General features: G+C 70.4%; 19 protein-coding genes. 5 read left to right on the forward strand and 14 right to left on the reverse strand.

From position 1 onward, the window contains the following. Window positions 1-46 precede the first annotated feature (46 nt). Together ACWGJY_RS26305 and ACWGJY_RS26310 are read right to left on the reverse strand one after the other, a co-directional pair. Window positions 47-943 (reverse strand): serine hydrolase, encoded by an 897-nt coding sequence (locus tag ACWGJY_RS26305; protein ID WP_453263310.1) that lies wholly within the window; start codon window positions 941-943, stop codon window positions 47-49. Continuing rightward, window positions 940-1,842 carry a LysR family transcriptional regulator gene (locus tag ACWGJY_RS26310; RefSeq protein WP_453263311.1) on the reverse strand — a complete coding sequence of 301 codons (903 nt, stop codon included), beginning with the start codon at window positions 1,840-1,842 and terminating at the stop codon, window positions 940-942. Before ACWGJY_RS26310 ends, ACWGJY_RS26305 begins: the two co-directional genes overlap by 4 nt. 196 nt (window positions 1,843-2,038) lie before the next feature. Between ACWGJY_RS26310 and bla the strand changes: the two genes are divergently transcribed. Further along, window positions 2,039-2,968, forward strand: coding sequence for a class A beta-lactamase (gene bla / locus ACWGJY_RS26315; protein ID WP_453263312.1), 930 nt, complete (start codon window positions 2,039-2,041; stop codon window positions 2,966-2,968). Window positions 2,969-3,121: 153 nt separating this feature from the next. Here bla and ACWGJY_RS26320 read toward each other — a convergent pair whose 3' ends face one another. Continuing rightward, a complete protein-coding gene (locus tag ACWGJY_RS26320; protein WP_453263313.1) occupies window positions 3,122-4,000 on the reverse strand; it encodes an aldo/keto reductase family oxidoreductase in 879 nt (292 codons plus the stop codon). Window positions 4,001-4,182: 182 nt separating this feature from the next. Here ACWGJY_RS26320 and ACWGJY_RS26325 point away from each other — a divergent pair, with 182 nt between their 5' ends. Continuing rightward, window positions 4,183-4,605 (forward strand): winged helix-turn-helix transcriptional regulator, encoded by a 423-nt coding sequence (locus tag ACWGJY_RS26325; protein WP_453263314.1) that lies wholly within the window; start codon window positions 4,183-4,185, stop codon window positions 4,603-4,605. A 112-nt stretch (window positions 4,606-4,717) separates the two neighbouring features. Here ACWGJY_RS26325 and ACWGJY_RS26330 read toward each other — a convergent pair whose 3' ends face one another. The 4 genes from ACWGJY_RS26330 to ACWGJY_RS26345 form a co-directional block, all read right to left on the reverse strand. Next, window positions 4,718-5,059 (reverse strand): hypothetical protein, encoded by a 342-nt coding sequence (locus ACWGJY_RS26330; RefSeq protein WP_453263339.1) that lies wholly within the window; start codon window positions 5,057-5,059, stop codon window positions 4,718-4,720. 331 nt (window positions 5,060-5,390) lie between these two features. Then, window positions 5,391-5,636, reverse strand: a complete 246-nt coding sequence (locus ACWGJY_RS26335) for a hypothetical protein (RefSeq protein WP_453263315.1) — start codon at window positions 5,634-5,636, stop codon at window positions 5,391-5,393. A 116-nt stretch (window positions 5,637-5,752) separates the two neighbouring features. Next, window positions 5,753-7,306, reverse strand: coding sequence for a hypothetical protein (locus ACWGJY_RS26340; RefSeq protein ID WP_453263316.1), 1,554 nt, complete (start codon window positions 7,304-7,306; stop codon window positions 5,753-5,755). A gap of 235 nt (window positions 7,307-7,541) precedes the next feature. Beyond that, the gene (locus ACWGJY_RS26345; RefSeq protein WP_453263317.1) at window positions 7,542-8,525 is read right to left on the reverse strand and encodes an MsnO8 family LLM class oxidoreductase; all 984 of its coding nucleotides are present in this window, start codon (window positions 8,523-8,525) and stop codon (window positions 7,542-7,544) included. A 131-nt stretch (window positions 8,526-8,656) separates the two neighbouring features. On the opposite strand from ACWGJY_RS26345, the gene ACWGJY_RS26350 reads away from it, so the two are divergent. Continuing rightward, window positions 8,657-9,595: an NADP-dependent oxidoreductase gene (locus ACWGJY_RS26350; RefSeq protein ID WP_453263318.1), complete on the forward strand. Its 939-nt coding sequence runs from the start codon at window positions 8,657-8,659 to the stop codon at window positions 9,593-9,595. 250 nt (window positions 9,596-9,845) lie between these two features. Here ACWGJY_RS26350 and ACWGJY_RS26355 read toward each other — a convergent pair whose 3' ends face one another. After that, window positions 9,846-10,733 (reverse strand): helix-turn-helix domain-containing protein, encoded by an 888-nt coding sequence (locus ACWGJY_RS26355; RefSeq protein WP_453263319.1) that lies wholly within the window; start codon window positions 10,731-10,733, stop codon window positions 9,846-9,848. A 364-nt stretch (window positions 10,734-11,097) separates the two neighbouring features. Then, the gene (locus ACWGJY_RS26360; RefSeq protein WP_453263320.1) at window positions 11,098-11,565 is read right to left on the reverse strand and encodes an ATP-binding protein; all 468 of its coding nucleotides are present in this window, start codon (window positions 11,563-11,565) and stop codon (window positions 11,098-11,100) included. 157 nt (window positions 11,566-11,722) lie between these two features. On the opposite strand from ACWGJY_RS26360, the gene ACWGJY_RS26365 reads away from it, so the two are divergent. Continuing rightward, window positions 11,723-12,556 carry a helix-turn-helix domain-containing protein gene (locus ACWGJY_RS26365; protein WP_453263321.1) on the forward strand — a complete coding sequence of 278 codons (834 nt, stop codon included), beginning with the start codon at window positions 11,723-11,725 and terminating at the stop codon, window positions 12,554-12,556. Then, entirely contained in the window at window positions 12,553-12,759 is a 207-nt protein-coding gene (locus ACWGJY_RS26370; RefSeq protein ID WP_453263322.1) for a DUF397 domain-containing protein, read from the forward strand. Before ACWGJY_RS26365 ends, ACWGJY_RS26370 begins: the two co-directional genes overlap by 4 nt. 134 nt (window positions 12,760-12,893) lie before the next feature. On the opposite strand, the gene ACWGJY_RS26375 is transcribed toward ACWGJY_RS26370, so the two are convergent. The 5 genes from ACWGJY_RS26375 to ACWGJY_RS26395 all read right to left on the reverse strand — a co-directional run bounded on the left by ACWGJY_RS26375 (window position 12,894) and on the right by ACWGJY_RS26395 (window position 19,129). Beyond that, entirely contained in the window at window positions 12,894-13,829 is a 936-nt protein-coding gene (locus ACWGJY_RS26375; protein ID WP_453263323.1) for a serine hydrolase, read from the reverse strand. Between the two features lie 503 nt (window positions 13,830-14,332). After that, window positions 14,333-15,982, reverse strand: a complete 1,650-nt coding sequence (locus ACWGJY_RS26380; protein ID WP_453263324.1) for a uroporphyrinogen-III synthase — start codon at window positions 15,980-15,982, stop codon at window positions 14,333-14,335. Further along, window positions 15,979-16,995: a hydroxymethylbilane synthase gene (gene hemC, locus ACWGJY_RS26385; protein WP_453263325.1), complete on the reverse strand. Its 1,017-nt coding sequence runs from the start codon at window positions 16,993-16,995 to the stop codon at window positions 15,979-15,981. The genes ACWGJY_RS26380 and hemC overlap by 4 nt, the downstream gene beginning before the upstream one ends. Continuing rightward, window positions 16,992-18,359, reverse strand: a complete 1,368-nt coding sequence (locus ACWGJY_RS26390; protein WP_453263326.1) for a glutamyl-tRNA reductase — start codon at window positions 18,357-18,359, stop codon at window positions 16,992-16,994. The genes hemC and ACWGJY_RS26390 overlap by 4 nt, the downstream gene beginning before the upstream one ends. Beyond that, on the reverse strand, window positions 18,356-19,129 hold the full coding sequence (locus ACWGJY_RS26395) for a redox-sensing transcriptional repressor Rex (protein WP_453263327.1): 774 nt from the start codon (window positions 19,127-19,129) through the stop codon (window positions 18,356-18,358). Before ACWGJY_RS26395 ends, ACWGJY_RS26390 begins: the two co-directional genes overlap by 4 nt. Window positions 19,130-19,212: the final 83 nt, after the last annotated feature.

The following is a 19,212-nucleotide window of genomic DNA, read 5'->3' on the forward strand; positions in this document are numbered from 1 at the left end:
GGCCGCGGATCCGGACGCAACGTCGGCCGGCCGGGCCGCGGATCCGTCACAACTGCCGCAGGTGATCACGGAGTGTGCGGGCGACCTGTCCCATCAGGGCATCGGCGCCGGGCTGCTTGCTGGCGGGCACGAGCGACTCGGTGAGGACGGCGACGGCGAACGCCTGGCCATCGGTGTGCTCGACCACTCCGATCTCGTGGCGGAGGTTGAGGAGGGTGCCGGTCTTGGCGGACCAGGTGGTGGCGTCGGAGCTGAAGTCCGGCGTCAGCCGGTGCCGCATCACGTTGTGGGCCATGAGACCGCGGACCCGTTCGGCGGTTTCCGGGGGGACCGACGACGGTGTCCACAGGGCCTGGAGCAGTTCGACGTAGGCGCGTGCGCTGCCGCTGTTGGCGCGGGTGACGTCCAGCTGCGGCACCCGGTGTCCGTGTGCGCCCGCGCTGATGGCGAGGGCGTGGGCAAGGTGGGCCTGGGTGGCATCGAGGCGTTCCTCGGGGGTGTCGGCCAGCTCCTGCAAGGTGTGCCGGACGGTGATGCCGCGCAGCCCGAACTCGTTCAGCAAGGCGGTGACCCGGGCCGGCGGAGTGAGGCCGAACAGCACGTCAGCGGCGGTGCTGTCGCTGACGCAGGTGCTCAGATAGAGCAGGTCGTCGACGGCGATCCGGGCGGGATGGCGGAATCGGCTCAGGCCGGTGGGCCCGGGGGTGGTGATGCGCCCCGGCTGCACGTCGAGCGCGGTGGCTCCGTCGAGTTCGCCCCTGCGGATGCGTTCGATCGTCGCGAGGGCGAGGGGGACCTTGACCAGGGAGGCGGTGGGCAGCTCGACGTCCGGCTCGATCCCGACTTCCTGCCCGGTGTGCAGATCCCGCACGAGCAGACAGCCGCGCAGGCCACCGTCGTCGAGGTGGCGGCGCATGTCGCGCAACAGTGCTTCGGTGTTCACGCGACCTCCGCGTGGCCGGCGTGCGAGGGTCCGGATACGCCGAGACAGTCGGCGATCGCCTCGCCCAGGCGCGTCCGGATGAGCTGGGGATCGCCGGGCGCGGTGGCGGCCAGGGCGTACCCGCGGACGAAGGCGGCCTCGCCGATGGGCCGCCAGCTCAGGGCGAACGCGCGGGCCTGTGCGGGGGAACACAGCAACAGGTCCCCGGTGCACAGGACTTCGGCCACGGCCGCCGTGAGGTCGGCCGCCTCGGCGAGCTGTGCGGGCTGCAGGCCGACGGCATCGCGCAGGCGCGTCAGCGGGTCGCGGATGTGCGCCACGTCGTCCTCCGGCTGAACCCAGATGCGACGGGCCGGGCCGGTGGTGGTCCGGCCACGGCGCAACGTGTCGAGGTAGATGCGCTTCACCCCGGGGTCCTCGGCGGCGGCCAGCCCCAGTGGCACCGACCAGGTCGCCTGGTCCGGCGCGACCGCGAGCAGCGCCGCCCGCACCTGCTGGGAGCGGATCAGCTCCGTTCGCCGTGCGGGCGCCGCGACGCGCAGGTCGAGCGTCATGCCCTGCCGCCGTGCGCCGGCGACGAGGCGTGCCAGGCCGGCGCCGGAGCACACGTCGGGCACGGCGAGCCGCCACGGTTTGCGCTTGGCGGCTGCCGCCTCGTGCTCCAGCACATCGGCGCTCAGGAGCAGTTGACGGGCCGCGGGCAGCATGTCCCGGCCGAACGGGGTGAGGACGGCCTGCCGTGAGGTGCGCTCGAACAGCCGCTCCCCGAAGCGCTCCTCCAGGGCCGCGACGCGGCGGCTCGCCACCGACTGGGACATCCGGGCCGCAGCCGCTCCGACGGTGAAACTGCCGTACTCACTCACGCTGACGAACGCACGACACGCCCCCACCAGATCCATCGGCGCACCCCTCCCCGCCCCACGGCATGCCCGCACCCACCATGCCGAATCAGCATGGAAACCCACACAAGCGTATTGGACCGCATAGCTGCCGGACGGCGAAGGTGACCCTGCCCGCCACGGCCGGATCCCGGAGGGAGCCCGGCCGCCCGTTCCCCGTGCTGTGCGCGCCGGGGCAGGACCGGAGGTTCAGATCATGCAGCACACCCGTGCCCAGCGCTGTGCTCTCAGTGCGCTCGTCGCCCTCACCCTCATTCCGCTCACCGCCTGCGGCGAGGGCAGTTCCCTCGCCGCTTCGTCCGCGTCCGCGTCCGCGTCCGCGTCTGCTTCCGCGGCGAAGAAGCCCTACGTTCACGCCTTGCAGAAGCTGGAGCGCACCCACGACGCCCGCCTCGGCGTCTACGCCGTCGACACCGGCACCGGACACGTGGTGGCCTACCGCGACGGCGAACGGTTCGCCCACAACTCCACGTTCAAGGCCTTCGCGGCCGGCGCCGTGCTGCGCAAGCGCTCCCTGAGCGGGATGGACAAGGTGATCAAGTACAGCAAGAAGGACCTGGTCGCCAACTCTCCCGTGACCGAGAAGCACGTCACGTCGGGGATGACCCTGCGCGAACTGTGCGACGCCGCCGTCCGCTACAGCGACAACACCGCGGCCAACCTGCTCCTCAAGGAACTCGGCGGCCCCAAGGCCCTGAACGCCGCGCTCAAGAACATCGGCGACAACGTCACGCACATGGAGCGCTACGAGCCGGACCTGAGCACATGGGATCCGGGCTCGACGCGCGACACGACCACCCCGCAGGCCTTCGCCAAGGACCTGCGCACCTTCGTGCTCGGGGATGTCCTCGGCAAGGGGGAACGCGCTCAGCTCACCAAGTGGCTGCGGACCAACACCACGGGCGGCGAGCTGATCAGGGCCGGCGTGCCCAAGGGCTGGACGGTCGGCGACAAGACCGGAATGGGCAGCAACTACGGCGGCCGGGACGACATCGCCGTGGTCTGGCGGCCGCACGCCGCGCCCCTGGTCGTAGCGATCCTCACGAACCGCACCGAGAAGGACGCGAAACCGGACAACAAGCTGATCGCGGAGGCGACCTCCGTGGCCGTCAACTCGCTGAAGTAGCCGAGCGCCGGGCCGTTCCTTGACCCGTTCCTTGGCCCGTCCCCTGGGCCGTTCCTTGGCCCGTTCCCTGTGTCCTCGACCGACGCCGGCGAGCGCGGACAGGCCACTGCCGGACAGGCCACTGCCTGGTGCGGTCGACGGCCTGTGTGTTGTTCAGTGGCCGTGGCCGATGCTGTCCAGTTCGGCCACGTCCTCGCCGGAGAGCAAGAGCCCGGCGCCTGCGATGTTCTCGCGCAGGTGGGCGGTGGACGAGGTACCGGGGATGAGCAGGATGTTCGGCGAGCGTTGCATCAGCCAGGCCAGCGCGACCGACATCGGCGTCGCCCCCAGCCGGCTCGCGACCTGCGAGAGGGCCTCGGACTGTAGCGGCGTGAAGCCTCCCAGAGGGAAGAACGGCACGTAGGCGATGCCGTCGGCGGCGAGGTGGTCCACGAGGTCGTCGTCGTGACGGTGAACGAAGTTGTACATGTTCTGTACGCACACGATCGGGGCGATGCCGCGTGCCTCGGCAACCTGCTCCGCGGTGACGTTGCTGACGCCGAGGTGGCGGATCAGGCCCTCTCGCTGGAGGTCGACGAGCGTTTCGAATGCTTCGGCGATCGAGCCGGGCTGGGGGCCCTGAGCGTCGCCCATGCGCATGTTGACCAGGTCAAGGGCCTCGACGCCGAGGGATTCGAGGTTTTCGTGGACCTGCTTGCGCAGGTCTTCGGGGCGCCGGGCCGTGGGCCAGCCGCCCTGCGCGTCGCGGGCCGCGCCCACCTTGGTGGCGATGAACAGCGACTCCGGGTAGGGGTGCAGCGCTTCGCGGATCAGCTCATTCGTGAGGCGCGGTCCGTAGGCGTCGCTGGTGTCAATGTGGGCGATCCCGAGGCTGACTGCCTCGCGCAGGACGGCCAGGGCGCCGTCGTGATCGGCGGGCGGCCCCATGACCCACGGTCCGGCGAGCTGCATCGCGCCATAGCCGAAACGGGTGACGGTCGAGTCACCCAGCTTCCAGATTCCGCCGGGAAGAGGTGTGGAGGGCGTGTTCATCGTGCTGCCTTTCACTCAATGCCAGGGGTGGTGTCCCCTTGCCAGGGGTAATGCCAGGGGTGGTGTCCCCTTGCCAGGGGTGGTGTCTCCGGCCCCCTTGCACCAGCATTGGAGACAAACTTCCGATCGGGAAGTAGGCACTCTGAAGTGCGTAACTAACCCAGAGGGAGAGAGGCAGATCAGTGACGACGACGAAGTCCGACAAGAAGGCGGAGTACAACGCTTTCCTGGCGGTGTGCCCCAGCCGTCAGCTCCTCGACCGGATCTCAGACAAGTGGGTCGTCCTGATCCTGTGCGCACTGGGCGGTGACGCGTCCGAACCGCCCGGCGCATCGCACGCCCCGAAGGCGATGCGTTTCTCCGAGCTCGCCCGGCTACTGGCCGGCGTCAGCCAGAAGATGCTGACCCAGACCCTACGAGCCCTCGAACGCGACGGCTTGCTCATCCGCACCGTGACACCCACGGTGCCCGTCACCGTCACCTACGAGCTGACTGACCTCGGCCTCTCGCTTCACCACCTGACACGCGGACTCAGACAGTGGGCGCAGACTCACATGGACCAAGTCCTCGCCCACCGCGAGAAGCACGACGCACGAGCTTCCTAGCGTGGACAGCGTTCTCCGCCTCTGCTGCGGGCTGAGCCTCCCTCCCCTCGTAGCGTGAAGACTGTGACTGCTGGGGAAGTTGGGTCATGGCAGAGCAGCGTCGGGACAAGGGTCAAGCGTTGAGGTCCAGGACCCGGACCGGCTCGCCGTCCCAACGCTTCGGGGCGGTGGTGGCGACGATCGCCCCGTCAGGGCGGTCCGGGGTGGGCTGGGCCGCGTACTGGCTGTGGGCTGCCGCCCATGTCTCCTGCTGCGCCACGGCCAGGGCCGCGGGCAGGTCCAAATCCAGGACGGTGATGCCGGGCAGGGCAGCGAGGTGCTCGGCGGTACCGGGCCGGGCGCGGTCGGCTTCGACGAGCGCGCACGTCGGTGCGTAGAGGTACCAGCCGGGTTCGGCGTGGGCCCGGTGGATGAGACGGGAGGCGAGGACGTTGCCCTGGCCGGCCGCGGTCATCGCGGTGTCGTCCACACTCGCCTCCGCTCCCGCGGAGAGCACTCCGAAATGACGAAAGGCCGCCTTGCGGCGACCGGTCTTCTCCGCGCAGGCGGAGGTGAGCCGCGCACCCGCGACACCTGGCGTGCCGAGTGGCAACGACGCACCGAGCAGCGGCCGGCCTGCGCCAGATGTGGCTGTCGAGCGGCAGGCCTGCGGGCGGCGGTGAGATCAGTAGCCGGTGCGGACCTCGATGTAGCACTCCATCAACGGCCCTCTTGATAAGTGCCTGGCTGATGGGGGCGATTGCCCCTGGTCAGCGGCTCGATGATGGTCGCCGACCGGCGACAAGTCAGTGCCTCGTGTCGACGGTCCGGGCGCGGCGGCGGGCGTGGCGGGCCCTGAGTCCGCAGGAGCGGCAGCCGCCTGCCCCGTCACGGATCTGCCGGAATCTGGGGCGCACCAGCTTCCCGCATTGTGTGCAGCGGCATGCCCAGGGCTGGTCATAGCCGCGGTAGGGCTCCAGCGGTTCGAGGCCTGCGGCACGCATGATGAGGGCCGCATAGATGGGCTGGATCCTCCCCGGCAGTTGCGACATCCCCCGGTCTCCTTCGGTGAGCAGTCGGCGCCCCGGGCAGAGCGCGAGGCCCGGGGCGCCGTGGAATCGCCACCTGGACCTGAGCATCGTTCCTGTGGCCGGCGAATTTGCGCACGTCAGCGGCGGCGGCCGGTCGGCGCATGCTGCAGGTACTCCATTCGTTGCCGGGCGGCCGGGAGGTGGCGGTGGTCAAGGTCCGGCAGCTGCCGTAGAAGCGCGATCAGCTCGGGTCCGCAGCTGCGGGCTTCGGCAGGGTCTTCGATCTGCTGCCAGCAGTAGTGGGCGCCCCGGGCGGCGTTGAGCACCTCCGGAGCATCCGGTGCCTGGTGGGCGAGTCGGGCCCTGGCGGCTGCCACCCACAGTTGTGTGGCGACCGTCCACTTCTCCGCGATGCGGGCGAGGTCTGCTCGGATCTCTGCCCAGAGGATGGCCTGGGGAGAGTCGGGGCCGTACTGCTGCAGGGTCTGCTGCTCCCATGCGGCGGCCATCTCGGCGGCCTCGTTGTGCCGACCGTCCTGGGCCGCCTGCCAGATGATCGGCCTGGGGTCCAGCTGCATGGGCTGCACCAGGACCGGCGCCGGCTGTTGCTCCACGGGTGGCGCTGGTGCGGGCTGCTGCGCGACGGGCGCCGGCGGGACTGGGGGCGGCGACTGTTGAGTGGTCAGCACCCCTCGCTCCCGCTCGTCCCGGGCCGGCATGGGCGCTGCCGGGGCCTGTGGGGGAATCGCTGCGGTCGGTGGCAACTGGACGGGACCTGGTGGCGGATAAAGCGCCGGAACCGGCGGTTGGCCGAGCCGCTGGGGAGACATGTGCAGGGGCGGCGCCGTGGCCTGTAGAGGTGCTTTCGCAGCGGGGTGTGGGAAGACAGCCGTGGGGTCGGGGAGGGGTTGCGGCGCCGCCGGGATGCCGGCCTCCTGCCGTTCCTGCGCGGGAGCCATCACCCCTGGTGCGGCCTGGCGTTCCGGCGCTGCGGGGGCAGGGGAAATTGCCGGTGCGGTGGGCAGGACCAGGGTGCCGGGAGGGACTCTCGCGCCGGCCACGGCCTGGGCGTGCAGCTGGGCGTGGGGGGGCCGGTCGCGGGTGCTGCGCAGTGCCTCGATCAGCGCTCGGGTGTAGTCGCTGACTCCGCTGGTACCGGGGAATCCGGGCGGGCTGATCACGCCGTACAGCGCGAATCCGGCGGTGACGTCGGCGAGGTCCGCCTGCAGCTGCTCCCATGCCCCCTTGTCGGCGGCGAGGTCGACCAGGAGTGTTGAGCTGCCGGGCGGGCGTGGCCGCAGCTCGGTGCGCAGCCACTCCCAGGGCAGGGAGGTGTAGCGGACGGTCGTCGCGGTGGTGCCGGGCAGCGCGAGGTGGAGCCGGCGCGCCTTGCGGTCGGTGGTCAGTCGGCCGGACAGATAGATCAGCAGCGGTCCGGGTGTCGCGGCGGCGACCCGCAGCCGCTGCAGGACGCTGTTCTGGTCGCGTACACCGTCCAGGTGGGTGGCGTCGGTCGGGAGGTTGCTGCCCAGCAGCACGGGGGTGGGCACGACGGTCAGGGCGGCCAGGTTCTGGCTCGGGAGGATCTGGGTCCGCCGGCGGTGCACTGCCTGATCCCCGGCTATCAGCAGGACGTGCCCGCGGTGATGTGCTTGTGGCTGTTCTTGCTGGTCCGCCCCGCTGGTGCTCATAAAGGAGACGGTACGTCCACGCGGGAAGGAGCGTTGCTGGATGAACGGCATTCACGGGAGGGCAGTTGCAGTGGAGCAAGACGCGGGTGAGGGACCCGCCCGAGCTCACCAGGGTTCCCACCGTCGGCATCCCCACGGCCCCGTTCCCCTCCAACACGGAGTGGAAGGGCCTGGTCGCCACGCTGGAGAGCACCCATAGCTTTGAGTCGTGGGGACGGCGGGAGAGAAGCGGCTCTTACTCGGCGGCTTTGGCAGCCAGTTCGTAGCAGCGGATCCGTGCGTCGGCGTCGTGCACGGAGGCGTAGAGCATCAGCTCGTCCGCGCCGGTCTGCTCCACGATCTCCGCGAAGCGGCGTCGCACCGTCTCCACCGAGCCGCGCGCCTGCGCCGCGCCGATGGCCTCCACAGTGGCGCGCACCTCCTCCGGGATCTTCCGCTGGGCTGCTTCGTCCGGGGAGAGCAGCGCCGCCGAGGTTGGCGTGGCCCTCGCGACGTCGGTCGGGCGCGCCAGGCGTGCAGCCTCCTCGTCCGTGTCCGCGACGATCGTTTCGACCGCGGCCATCACGTAGGGCCGGTCCGCCCACCGAGACGGCGTGAACCGTTCCCGGTAGCGCTCCGCCGTGGCGGCGCTCTGGTCCGGCCGGATGTGGTGCGCCAGCGCGATCGGCAGTCCCAGCCGAGCCGCCAGCTCCGCACTGCCCAGGCTGGACGCCAGCAGCCACGGGCGGGCGCCTCCCGCGTCCGGTTGCCAGCCGGCTATCAGCTGCACGCCGCCTTCGCCGGAGAGGTAGCGCAGAATAGCGGCCACGTCTTCGGCGTACTCCGCGTCCGTGGTCGGCTCGCCACCCCGGCGCAACGCCCGCACGATCGACTGGTCGAACGTACCCGGTCCGCGGCCGATGCCCATGTCGATGCGGTCCGGATGCAGCGTCGCCAGGGTGGCGAACTGCTCCGCGATTGCCAGGGGCGCGTGGTGGGGCGCGAGGACACCACCGGATCCGAGCCGGATACGACTGGTCAGGGCCGCGAAGTGCGCCATCAGGACCGCCGGTACGACGCTCGCGGACAGTTCGGTTCCATGATGCTCGGCGAACCAGACTCGCTGATAGTTGAGCTCGTCCAGTCGAAGCACGGTTCGGCTGGTCGCGTCGAGCGACTCGGCGGCGGTGCTGTCCGTCTCCGCGATGACAAGATCCAGCGCGGACAGGGGGATTGTCATGATCAAAGTCTAGCCATGGCGCGTATACGCGGCGTAAGGCAGAGACGACGGACGCGCTGTCGATTGTCCTGGGCGGTGGAGCACCGGGCACGATGCCGAACGGGCGGCATGCTTCTGTAGCCTCGGGTCCCATGAGGGCACTGACGTTTTCCGAGTACGGTCCCGCGAGCGTGCTCGAGGTCGCTGACGTTCCGGAACCGCACGCGGGACCAGGGCAGATCCGAGTGGCCGTACGCGCCTCCGGCGTCGCTCCCTCCGACTGCGGCCTGCGCTCGGGTCAGTTCCGCGACATGATGCCGGTGCGCCTGCCGCACGTACTCGGCGTGGACGCCGCGGGGGTCGTCGACGAGGTCGGCGCGGGGGTCGATGATGTCCGGCCGGGCGACGCGGTCTTTGGCATCGTTTCTCTCGCCGAGCTCGGGCAGCTCGGCGGCGCCAACGCCGAGTACGCCGTGTTGTCCGCCTGGGCCCTGAAGCCGCACGCCCTGAGCTGGGAGCAGGCCGGCGGCGTTGCCGCGAACGTGGAGACCGCCGCGCGTGCTCTCGATCTGTTGAAGGTCGAGGCGGGCAACACCCTGCTGATCGAGGGCGCGGCCGGCGGGGTGGGCACGCTCGCCGTCCAGCTTGCGGTGGCCCGCGGCGCGACGGTCATCGGCACCGCCGGCCCGCACAACCATGACTTTCTCGCCGGTCTCGGGGCGGAACCGACGACCTACGGTCCCGGGTTGCGCGAGCGGGTCGGTATCCTGGCACCCGACGGAGTGGACCTCGTCCTGGACTGCGTCGGGTCAGGTTCACTGCCTGACCTGGTGGACCTCGCCGGCAGCGCGGACCGGGTAGTGACCCTCGCCGACATGAACGCCGCTGAGTGCGGGGTTCATCTGACCCGTTCGGCGGGCCCCGGCGCAGACCCGCAGGCGCTCGACGGGCTCACCACGGCCGCAGCCCTCGCCGAGGAGGGCCGCTTCACCGTGCCGCTCGCGGGCGTCTTCACCCTGGAGAACGCCGCCGCAGCACACCGATTGAGCGAGACCGGCCATGCCCGGGGGAAAATCGTAGTCACTCTCTGACTGGTCGTTCTCGTACTCAACGGTGCTTGTGCTGATTGCTGGGCAGTTGTCAGGGGCTGTGTCCGCGTTTACGGCACGGCGGGCACCTGGACCTGGCCTTAAGGGTCGACTGTTCCGCAGATGAGGGGCCGCCGCTCAATCCCGCCAAAATGACCCGGTTCACACTTATCTGCCCGAGTGCATGAGTCGCATGCGAACGCAGCAGGGATACCGACCTAGCTAGGTGGGGTCGTCAGATGTGGGACAGTCCCTAGGCCGCGACGGCGTCACCGGCTTTTGCCGGCCCGGACCGGCAGTCGCGGCACCGCCCCGGCTGCCGGGCACGGAACGCGCGGTCGCAGCCGTCGCAGGTCTGGAACGGGTCCGGCCGGTGCCGGCGACGGTCGGCCGTGCCGGGTACCGGCGGGTCTTCGTCGCCCGCCGGAAGGGGCGGCGGCAGCAACTCCCGGAGACGGTGCGCGAGCAGCCCGGCCGGGTTCTTCAGGTCGCACGGGAGGTCCGCGATCAGGGTGCGGTGGACGGCCGCGGCGGTGGCACCGTTCTCGAACCATGCGACAACGGCGGAGGCGAGACGGCGTACGTCCCGCTGGGGCAGGGTGAGCCGGTCGTCGGTGCGACGCAGGGCCGCGAGGAGGGCGACGGCCGTGGTGTGGTGCTCGCTGTGGTGCTCGCAGGGGGGAGCTTCCGTGGCGGGAGAAGCTTTCGCGACAGCGGGCGGTACCTGTGGCGCTGCCGGGGCGGATGGCGCTGCCAGAACAGGCGGCGCTGCCGGGACAGGTGGCGCCGGGACCTTCTCCCCCTGCTCCGGGGTCGCGGCGGCAGGCGCCTCGGCAGGGCCCTCGGTGGCACCGGGAGCATTGTGCGCGTAGGTACGGGTGATCACGCGACCGTCGGCGGTACGTTCCCGTACCCGCCGGACATAGCCGTGGGCCTCCAACTCCCGCAGGGCGAAGGCGATCCGGTCGCGCCCCTCGGGAAAGCGGGCGGTGAGGGTACGGATATCGACGGAGGCGCCCTCGGGCAGCGACAGGATGTGGGTGCCCACGCCGATCGCGGTCAGGGACAGTTCGCGGTGCTGGGCGAGGTGATTGCCGATGATCGTGTACCGGTCCGGCTGGTACCGCCGGATATGGGTCACCCCGTAGTGGGCAGCACTTCGCCGAACACGGGGATACGGGCGCACAGCGGCGCTAGGCTTCTGCTCAGCCATCGGGAAGGTACGTCTTCCTCTGGTGGTCAGGCCCTCGCACTGGGATTGCAGTCCCGGCGGGGGCCGTCGCATGTCTGCGGTGGTCAGCCCCGAGCCTGCCCACCCAAGTCGCCCGCACGCCAGCCGAGTTGCGCTGATTCACCCCCACGGGTGACGTACGCGGGGTTTGGTGGGTTTGGAAGGTTCTCTCACGGGGTTCTTTGTCTTGGGCCGCCCGCCACACCGCCGCCCGGCCCACCGGGTCCCGCCTTTCCGGGCTCCGGTTCAGCACTCAGCACTCAGCACTCAGCACTCAGCACTCAGCGGGCGGAACGAAATCCAGCTCCGCCCAGACGGTCTTGCGCGGCACCGGCCCCTCCTCCACGCCCCAGCGGTCCGCCAGCTCCCCCACGAGCAGCAGCCCGTGCCCGGACTCGGCCAGGGGCCCGCCGGTGCCCGACGGACGGACGGGCAGCCGGTCACCGCGAGTGTCGGTCACTTCGATACGGAGCGTGGCGGGCGGGGTGACGGCAAGGCCGAGGCGGAAGCACCGCCCGGGGACCCGGCCGTGCAGCACGGCATTCGCCGCCAGCTCCGCAACGATCAACCTCGCCGGGGCGAACGGCAGCCCCCACGAGCACAGTTGCTCGGTGGCCAGAAGCCGCGCCAGCCGGGCCCCGCGGCGAGTGGCGGAGAGCGGTACGGAGAACCGGAGCGCCGGGGCGGGGTCCGCCACGAGACCGGTAACGGAACTGCTGATTCGGGTGATTCCCTGATTCACGTCACACAGAGTGGTCGCGCGTAACTAGCCTGAGAAGTACCGGAGACCGTGCGGGCGGCGACTGTCCGGGTGGGGTCCGGCTCTGTCCGGGCCGTGCGGGGTAGCAGTCACGGAAAACGGGCGTTGAACAGGATCAGCGAGGCGGAGGACTGTGGGCATGAGCGAATGGGACACGGGCCCGGAGGACGAGGAAGCCGGGGCCGTGATGAAACTCGTCGGGCGACAGCTCAAGCTGTGGCGCGAGTCGGCCGGGCTCACCCAGGCCGAGTTCGGGACGGCGATCGGGTACGGCGAGGAGTCGGTGTCCTCGGTGGAGCGCGGACGTCGGGTTCCCCGGCCGGAGTACCTGGACCAGGCGGACGAGGTACTGGGAGCCGGTGGCCGGCTCGCCACGCTGAAGGAGGACGTGGCACTCGTCCGCTACCCGAAGAAGGTACGGGACCTGAAGAAGCTGGAGGCAGCGGCGGTCGAGCTGTGCCGCTACGAAAACTCCGTCCTCAACGGCCTGCTGCAGACTGAGGAGTACGCACAAGCACTCATCGGCAACCGCCGCCCGTTCTTCCCGCCACGCGAAATCGAGGAGCGGGTGGCGGCCCGCATGGCCCGCCAGGAGATCCTGGACAGCTCAGCGACTCCGCCCATCTTCAGCTTTGTTCAGTGCGAGTCGACGCTGCGCCGCCCCATCGGAGGCAGACTGGTGATGCGCAGGCAGCTCGAACGGTTGCTGGAGGTCGGCCAGTTCCGGAACGTGGACCTCCAAGTGCTCCCGCTGGGACGGGAAGTGAACCCGGGCCTCAGCGGTTCGTTCAGCCTGCTCCGGCTGAAGGGGGGCGATGCGGTGGGACTCGCCGAGGTCCAGCACCTCAGCCGAGTGATCTCCGAACCCCCACAGGTACAGATGCTCGACATGCGTTATGGCAACATCCGGGCGCAAGCTCTCACACCACGTGAGTCACTGGCCTTTATCGAGAAAGCGCGGGAAGAGACATGACCCTCAAGCCTTCCTCCGGGACCGAGCGCGAACCGAACTGGACGAAGAGCAGCTACAGCACCGACGAAGGAGCCCAGTGCATTGAGGTCGCCGCCACCCCCGACACCATCCTCATCCGCGACTCCAAGAACCCCGACGGCCCCCGCCTCACCTTCACCCCCACCACCTGGGCCGGCTTCCTGCCGTACGCCTCCGGACGCTGACGCGCCCATCGGACGTGCCCCTCACCCGACGGTTCGGGTGAGGGGCAGGTGCTTCGCACCAAGGCCCAACGGCCGTCCGGTACATGGGGATTGACAGGTTCCGACGCCCGGCCTGAGCCGGGCGGCAAGGTGGGCTACCGGTTGCCGTCGGGAACCAGGGAACCGTCGGAGGTGTTGGTCAGGGCCAGGCGGCTCTGGCGCTGGAGCTGGGGCTGAGGCGCGTCGAGGGTGGTTCCGTTGAGGTCCGCGTGGACCTTCCGGGCGATGTTCTCTATCACCCCGACGCTGGCAGGCATGTCGGTGTTGTCGGCGCTCAGGACGGCGAGGCCGTAGTCATGCCCCTGTCCGGTGAACGCGCCGATACTGTGCACCCGCCATCCGCCGCCGGTCCGCTGCAGCCAGCCGTTCTTGACATGCACGGTCGCTCCGCTCGGTGCGCCGGCGGGGACGCCCCAGCGCTGAGCGGGGATCACCTGGTTCATCAGGTCCAGCGCGTAGGCACGGTGATCGTCGCTGAGAACGGAGTTTGCCGAGGTGAGCAGCTCCATCAGCTTGATCTGGTCGGCGGCGTTGATCTGCGACAGCCCCCAGTAGCCGTCCGGGTCGGGGGTGGTGTGGTCCATACCTGCGAGGCGCAGGAAGGCCGAGACGCGGTCAACACCGAGCTGCTTCCACAAGGTGGTGGTCGCGTTGTTGTCCGACTTCGTGATCATGTCGCTGGCGAGCGTGCGCTCGGTCGCGGTCAGGTCCCGGTTCTCGTCCTGGGCCTGGCGCAGGAGCGTGCCCAAAACGGTGACCTTGATGGCGCTCGCCGAGTCGTACTGCTGGTCCGCTTGGAATGCGCACCGGGTTCCCGTGGTGCGGTCATACAAGGCAACGGAGACCCGCCCCTTGAGTGCGGGGTCTTCCACCACGGCCTTGAGGTCCTTGCTGAGCTGGGTCGCAAGGCCGGCCTTGTCGGACGTGCAGGAGACCTGAGGCGTGGTCGGCTCGGCATCCGTGACGGGCTTCGCACTCGCCGGGGAGACGCTGGCCATGATCGCGGCGACGGTGCCGACGAGGACGGACACCGCCGAGGTACGCCGCAGGCCGCGAGAACGGGTTGATATGTGGGGAGACAAGCGTTTCCTTACGTGTTTCGAGGGGGAGTTGGGCCGAGATGGAGCAAAGTGGCCCCTGCGTCGGCAGAGGCATGCTATGCCGGGGCAGTCAGGGATGCAGGCAGAAAATCGGAACGGTCACGGAGCCGTTACGAAGCCGGTCGCACCACCCCCGGACGCACCTGACGCTGCGTCAACTGGGGTCGCTATCCGTCATATCCAGGGCAGCCCGCGTGGGGGCACACCGCCGCACCCTCCCGGAATCCGGGGTCTTCCCAGACCTCCAAGACACCCAGACCTCCAAGACACCCAGGCCCCCAAGACCCCCAAGGCCGCCGGGGCTTGATGAATTCGGTCGCGTACAGGCCGCTGGTCGACCAGCGGGGGACCAGGCAAAGCAAGACAGCGGGCAAGCGAAAGGGCGCCCGCACAGGGGCGCCCTTCCTATATTCCGTACGAGCTACCGAACTCGCTCAGCTACGAGCCCGCCTCCGCGACCCGGGCCGCCGCTCGCTGGGCCGGGTGACCGGGTCCCCGGCCTCCAGCGCGGCATCGCGCCGCGCCGCCCCGAAGTCCGCGAGCGCTTCGGCCAGCTTGTGCACCGACGGCTCGGGCGACATGACGTCCACCCGCAGCCCGTGCTCCTCGGCGGTCTTGGCGGTGGCCGGACCGATACAGGCGATCACCGTCACGTTGTGCGGCTTGCCGGCGATACCGACCAGGTTCCGCACGGTGCTCGACGACGTGAACAGCACCGCGTCGAAGCCACCGCCCTTGATCGCTTCCCGCGTCTCGGCCGGCGGCGGCGAGGCGCGCACCGTCCGGTAGGCGGTGACGTCGTCGACCTCCCAGCCCAGCTCGATCAGCCCGGCGACCAGGGTCTCGGTGGCGATGTCGGCGCGCGGCAGGAAGACGCGGTCGATCGGGTCGAAGACCGCGTCGTAGGGCGGCCAGTCCTCCAGCAGACCGGCGGCCGACTGCTCCCCGCTCGGCACCAGGTCGGGCTTCACACCGAAGGCGACCAGCGCCTTGGCGGTCTGTTCGCCGACCGCGGCGACCTTGATCCCGGCGAACGCGCGGGCATCGAGGCCGTACTCCTCGAACTTCTCCCGGACGGCCTTGACGGCATTGACCGAGGTGAAGGCGATCCATTCGTAGCGGCCGGTGACCAGGCCCTTGACCGCGCGCTCCATCTGCTGCGGGGTGCGCGGCGGCTCGACGGCGATCGTCGGGACCTCGTGCGACACCGCGCCGTACGAGACGAGCTGGTCGGAGAGCGAGGCGGCCTGCTCCTTGGTACGCGGCACGAGCACCCGCCACCCGAAGAGCGGCTTGGACTCGAACCACGACAGGCGGTCGCGCCGGGCCGCGGCGCTGTGCTCACCGACCACGGCTATGACCGGCTGGCCGCCGTCCGCCGACGGCAGCACCTTGGCGGCCTTGAGCACCTGGGCGACCGACCCGAGGGTGGCGGTCCAGGTGCGCTGGCGCGTGGTGGTACCGGCGACGGTGACGGTCATCGGGGTGTCCGGCTTGCGGCCCCCGGACACCAGCTCACCGGCGGCCGCGGCCACCGAGTCGAGGGTGGTGGAGACGACGGCGGTGGCGTCACTGGCACCTACCTCGGACCAGCAGCGCGCGTCGGCGCTGCGGGCGTCGATGAAGCGCACGTCGGTGCCCTGGGCGTCCCGCAGCGGGACACCGGCGTACGCGGGCACGCCGACGGCCGCGGCGATACCGGGCACCACCTCGAAGACGATGCCCTCGGCGGCGCACGCCAGCATCTCCTCGGCGACATAGCCGTCGAGCCCGGGGTCACCGGTGACGGCACGTACGACCCGCTTGCCCGCACGGGCGGCCGCCATGACAAGATTGGCGGTGTCCCTAAGGGTGGGGATGTCGGCGGGGATTGACGCCTCGTCAGCTGATGCCTGCAGTGGTGTGTCCACCTGTGCGCGGGCATGCACGCGCACGACGTCGAGCACCTGCGGGTCGGCGATCAGTACGTCCGCGGAGGCCAGCGCCTCCACGGCACGCAGCGTCAGCAGACCCGGGTCTCCCGGCCCGGCACCCAGGAAGGTGACCTGACCGGAGGCGGAGTGGTTTGGGGCGGTGGGGTTCAAAGTGCTCGCTCCCCCATAAGACCGGCCGCACCCTTTGCGAGCATCTCGGCGGCGAGTTCACGACCCAGGTTCAGCGGGGTCGACACGTCGTCGGGAGAGGCGGGTACGTGCCCGGTGGTGGACAGTTGCACCAGCGTGCTGCCGTCGGTCGTGCCGACGACACCACGCAGATGCAATTCGGTGACAGCCTGCTCGTCAGCCTTGGGGCCTCCCCTGCTCGCACGAAGTCGAGAGTTTGGGGAAAGGTCGGCCAGTGCTCCGACGGGTGCGGAACAGCCGGCCTCCAGGGCGGCGAGCAGGGAACGCTCGGCGGTCACGGCGGCCCGGGTGTCCGGGTCGTCGAGCTCGGCGAGCCGGGCGATGAGGTCCACGTTGACCGCAGCGCACTCGATCGCCAGTGCCCCCTGGCCGGGGGCGGGCAAAATCACGTCGGGCGACAGCAGCTGCGTCGCCTCGTCGATCCGGCCGATACGGGTGAGCCCGGCGGCGGCCAGTACGACCGCATCCAGTTCACCCTTCTCGACGAAACCGATGCGGGTATCGATGTTCCCGCGTATCGGCACGGTCTCCACACGCCGGCCCAGCGCCCTGGCCCAGGCGTTGAGCTGCGCCATCCTCCTGGGGGATCCGGTCCCCACCCGGGCGCCGTCCGGCAGCTGTTCAAAGGTGAGCCCGTCCCGGGCGATCAGCGCGTCACGGGGGTCTTCCCGTACGGGGATCGCGGCCAGGGTGAGGGTCTCGGGCTGCGTGGTGGGCAGGTCCTTGAGGGAGTGGACGGCGAAGTCGATCTCCCCGGTGAGCAGCGCGTCGCGCAGCGCGGAGACGAAGACGCCGGTGCCGCCGATCTGCGCGAGGTGCTCACGGGAGGTGTCGCCGTAGGTGGTGATCTCCACCAGCTCGACGGGGCGGCCCGTCAGCTCGCGGACCGCCTCGGCGATCTGTCCGGACTGGGCCATGGCGAGCTTGCTGCGCCGCGTGCCCAGCCGCAGTGCTCTCGTAGTGCTGTCGGTCATGCCCGCTCCCGTGCATCGTGCCTGTCGGCGCGCGTGTCGGCCCGGCTGACGGCGGCAACCGTCTGGGGGTCGAGGTCGAAAAGTTCCCGCAGGGCGTCCGCGTACCCGGCGCCGCCCGGCTCGCTGGCGAGCTGCTTGACCCGGACGGTGGGCGCGTGCAGGAGCTTGTCGACGACACGGCGCACGGTCTGGGTGATCTCGGCGCGCTGCTTGTCGTCCAGGTCGGGAAGACGGCCGTCGAGCCGGGTGATCTCGCCGGCGACGACATCCGCGGCCATGGTGCGCAGCGCGACCACGGTGGGGGTGATGTGCGCGGCCCGCTGGGCCGCGCCGAACGCGGCCACCTCGTCGGAGACGATGCCGCGCACCTTGTCCACGTCGGCCGCCATCGGCGCGTCGGCGGACGCGTCGGCCAGCGACTCGATGTCGACGAGATGCGCGCCCTCGACCCGGTGGGCCGCGGCATCTATGTCCCGCGGCATCGCGAGGTCGAGCAGCGCCAGCGGCGCCGCGTTCCCCTCGCGCGCGGCCGCGACCATCTCGCCGGCCAGGACCAGACCGGTCGCGCCGGTACAGGACACCACGATGTCGGCGAGCGCCAGCTCGTCCGGGACGGAGGTCATGGCGGCTGCGCGGGCGGTGAGCCCGTTCGCGGCACCGGGCCCGCCCGGCTCGGTGAGGATCTGCACCAGCCGCTCGGCGCGCTCGACGGTGCGGTTGGCGACGGCCAGTTCGCCGACACCGGCCCGTACGAGGGTGGTGGCGGCCAGCGACGACATCGATCCGGCGCCGATGACCAGCGCCCGCTTGCCGTGTGCCCAGGCCGCGACGTCCTGCCCGGCCGCGAGCTGCTCCAGTCCGAAGGTGACCAGCGACTGGCCGGCCTTGTCGATGCCGGTCTCGCTGTGGGCCCGCTTGCCGACCCGCAGCGCCTGCTGGAACAGGTCGTTCAGCAGCCGTCCCGCGGTGTGCAGCTCCTGGGCGACGGCCAGCGCGTCCTTGATCTGCCCGAGGATCTGGCCCTCGCCGACGACCATCGAGTCCAGGCCGCAGGCCACCGAGAAGAGGTGGTGGACGGCGCGGTCCTCGTAGTGGACATAGAGATAAGGGGTCAGCTCCTCCAGGCCGGCGCCGCTGTGGCGGGCCAGGAGGGTGGAGAGCTCGGCGACACCGGCGTGGAACTTGTCCACGTCGGCGTACAGCTCGATGCGGTTGCAGGTGGACAGCACCGCGGACTCGGTGACCGGTTCGGCCGACACCGCGTCCTGCAGCAGCTTGCCGCGTGCCTCGGGGGCGAGCGCGGCCCGCTCCAGCACGCTCACCGGCGCGCTGCGGTGGCTCAGTCCGACGACCAGGAGGGTCATGCCGGCATCACGGCGGGCATGTCCCCGTCAGGTCCCTTACGGTCGCCCGCCACGGCAGCGGCGGCACGGGCGGCCGGAGCCGGCGCGTCGCCGTCGGGCCCGCCCTCCTCGCCCGCCTTGCGCTGCTCGTGGAAGGCGAGGATCTGCAGTTCTATCGACAGGTCGACCTTCCGCACGTCCACCCCGTCGGGGACGGTCAGCACGGTCGGCGCGAAGTTGAGGATCGAGGTGACACCGGCCGCGACCAGACGGTCGCAGACCTGCTGGGCGGCCCCGGCCGGCGTGGCGATGACGCCGATCGAGACGCCGTTGCTCTCGATGATGTGCTCCAGCTCGTCCGTGTGCTGGACCCCGATGCCCGCGACGGGCTTGCCGGCCATGGCCGGGTCGGCGTCGATCAGCGCGGCAACACGGAAACCGCGCGAGGCGAAGCCCCCGTAGTTGGCGAGCGCGGCGCCGAGGTTACCGATACCGACGATCACAACCGGCCAGTCCTGGGTCAGCCCCAGCTCACGCGAGATCTGGTAGACGAGATACTCCACGTCGTAGCCGACGCCACGGGTCCCGTAGGAGCCGAGGTAGGAGAAGTCCTTGCGCAGCTTCGCGGAATTGACCCCCGCCGCGGCCGCGAGCTCCTCGGAGGAGACCGTGGGGACCGAGCGCTCGGAGAGCGCGGTCAGGGCACGCAGATACAGCGGGAGACGGGCGACGGTGGCCTCGGGAATGCCTCGGCTTCGGGTCGCCGGTCGGTGAGTTCGGCCAGTTGCCACGGTGCTCCTGCGGGTAGAGCGGGGCTGCGGGCGACCGTATGGAACCCGACCGCCCTGTCTTCTGCAGGCTATGTCTTTGTGAA

It is taken from the genome of Streptomyces sp. NPDC054765, assembly GCF_053612065.1.